We start from the raw sequence: 2584 nt of genomic DNA, 5'->3' as shown, positions 1-2584 counted from the left end.
CAGCCCTTTGGGATCAGCGGTCTTGATGTCGGCTCCAGCCCAGGTGCCAACTCTATCTGCATCCAGAGCAATGGTGATCTGGCCCTGTTCCAGATCTATCCGTTCAACGAGGTTGAGCAACGACCGATGATCTTCTCTGTTAAGGGCTTCATGCATCGATGGCGCTTCAGGAAGTCCTGCGCATTGACCTTCTGCCTTGCGAGTAACCAGCGACGCATCATCCAGCTGGTCCCTGACCTTGCCTGCAACAAGGTCCTCCAGATCAGAGGCGGGCAATCGCCACCCCGCCTGCTGCCTGTCACCACTCTTCTGGATTAGGCGCCTTGAGACGTAATACCGTAACCTCTTACCGGTCGAGGTCTTTGAATGGGTCGGCGTGAGCCGATCCCCTGTCTCATCAAAGACTTTCCCGGCGAGAGGCGAGGTAACGGCGTGACGCCGGTTCGTCGCACCTCGTCCACTTCGCCGTTTTGCAGCCTTGTCCTGTAACCGTCGCTGCACTTCGTCCCAGACGTCTGGATCAATGATCGGTGCATGCTGACCGTCATAGACCTTTGTCCGATGACGGATGCGCCCCGCATAGATAGGATTGGTCAGGATGTGATGGATGTGTCCCCGATCAAAGAGACCACCGCCGCTCCGTCGTCCGTTTGGAGCAACCCGTTGTTTAGTTCTAAGCCGCATGCGGTCTGCCACGTCGCGCACCGCCCGCGGCGTTGTCACATTAACTCAGTAATCCACAGATTTCGTTTTTTTGATAGAACTTGAAATCTCGTAAGTCATTGAAAACCAGCAACACGCATTCTTGAAAAACTTCGATATTTTGACTTAGAAAAGTTAATGTGACAACGTCGAGCCGCTTGCACCCGAAAGTCCGCTTTGGGATCTCCCCAACGTGCTTATCAGCCCGCATTCCGCCAGCACCGTGGAAACTGAAAACACGCTGATCGCCAATTTGTTTATTCACAACATGAACTGCATGCTGAATGGGACCCGGGATCAGATGAAAAACCGTTTTGACACTTTACATGGCTACTGAGCCGGGCAGGTCCACAACGGGCGTTGTCAGGGAGCAATGGCTTGCGGCAATCAAACGCGTTTCAATGACGGCAATTTCCCATCGGGGCTTTTGAGAAGCGCCTGTAGTTCCGCATTGCCACCAATGAGCGTTTGATCGACGAAAATCATTGGGAAGGTTGCCCAGCCCGACCACATCTTGAGTGCCAGTCGTTTGTGCCACTGTGAAGTGTAGCTGCCATATTCCAGGTAGGTGAATTCAATTCCTGCCTCTTGCAGGGATTTGCGTGCCTTTTTGACGACGGGGTTTTGTTTCATGCCGACGACGACAACACTATTCGCGGCTACCGCTTGGCTGACCTCTTGCACAATGTCGCTGTGATACGCGCTGACTGCATCGTTGATGGCGGGGTGGATAGCGTCTGGGCTTAACAGTGGGCGCATTCAAAAAGCTTTCTGATGATTCTGTTGGGTGATTTTGACGTATCGAAACCAGTAATATACCTGGTAGTGGAGAGCATTGTGAATAGCTTTACCCAACAAGAAGATCGCGCTTTGGGCGCGCTTGTCGGCCTCGCAGTTGGCGAGGCGCTTGGCGCACCGGTTGAGTTCCATCGCCGCGATACGTTCGAACCTGTGTCCGAGTTGCGTTCAGGAGGAAATTTCAATCTGCCAGCGGGCGCTTGGACGGACGATACAGCTATGGCTCTTTGTCTCGGCGATAGCCTTATCGAGCATCCCGAAATTGATGCTAAGGATTTGCTTGAGCGGTTCTGCCGTTGGGCTAGTGATGGCGAGAATACAAGCACCGGCGTCTGCGTTGGCATCGGCCAGAACACTCTACGTGTGCTTGGCAACTTCCATCGGACAGGAGAACTTCTGGCACCCGAGACGCGGCAGAAGTCGGACGGCAATGGTGCTGCGATGCGCTTGGCACCGGTCGCTATCCGACATTGGAACAATCCTGTCGAGGTTCGTCGGACGGCTGACTTCCAAAGTCGCACGACGCATTACTCTGAGATCTCTGCCGGGGCATGTGAGTATTTGGCTGCTATGCTCGCGGCGCTGATTGAGGGTTCACCTTGGGCGCGCTCCCTACGTGTGACGAAGAACTCGTCTTGGCCGGAAGATGTGCAGTTGATCGTGAATGAAGACTGGTCAGCGAGGAGCCGCGATAGCATCCGCTCTTCAGGCTTCGTGGTTCATACATTGGAAGCAGCCCTTTGGGCGGTCGACACGACGTCTTCGTTCGAAGACGCATTGATCAAAGCGGTGAATCTTGGCGACGATGCTGACAGCGTCGGTGCTGTAACAGGCCAGTTGGCGGGTGCCCGGTATGGTCGCGGTGCCATTCCTGAAAGATGGACTGAGCATCTTCATAGCCTTGGCCGGATTGAAGCGCTGGCCCGTGCGTTGTTCCAAGCATCTATCGAGGATATGGGATGCTCACGTGACCTCTGAGCTACCTGAAAACGCAAGGCAGAAGGCTCTTTTTGAGGCTTGACGGATTTAAATTGTAATACTCAGCATAACGGCCCCTATGCTCACCAATGCGACAGCGCAGTTA

At 54.1% G+C, this 2584-nt stretch carries 3 protein-coding genes; 1 reads left to right on the top strand and 2 read right to left on the bottom strand.

Annotation, left to right across the window (positions count from 1 at the left end):
- Together Q1B15_RS03985 and Q1B15_RS03980 are read right to left on the bottom strand one after the other, a co-directional pair.
- The coding region (locus Q1B15_RS03985) for a recombinase family protein (protein ID WP_299750476.1) at nucleotides 1–723 on the bottom strand (723 nt) is incomplete at its 3' end.
- A 366-nt stretch (nucleotides 724–1089) separates the two neighbouring features.
- Nucleotides 1090–1461, bottom strand: coding sequence for a glutaredoxin (locus tag Q1B15_RS03980; RefSeq protein ID WP_299750473.1), 372 nt, complete (start codon nucleotides 1459–1461; stop codon nucleotides 1090–1092).
- 78 nt (nucleotides 1462–1539) lie between these two features.
- Between Q1B15_RS03980 and Q1B15_RS03975 the strand changes: the two genes are divergently transcribed.
- On the top strand, nucleotides 1540–2478 hold the full coding sequence (locus tag Q1B15_RS03975; protein ID WP_299750470.1) for an ADP-ribosylglycohydrolase family protein: 939 nt from the start codon (nucleotides 1540–1542) through the stop codon (nucleotides 2476–2478).
- Nucleotides 2479–2584 lie beyond the last annotated feature (106 nt).

The organism is uncultured Boseongicola sp. (assembly GCF_937988555.1).
GTDB lineage: Bacteria > Pseudomonadota > Alphaproteobacteria > Rhodobacterales > Rhodobacteraceae > Boseongicola.
Note: the sequence above shows the minus strand (reverse complement) of the source record. Positions and strands in the feature narration are given on the sequence as shown.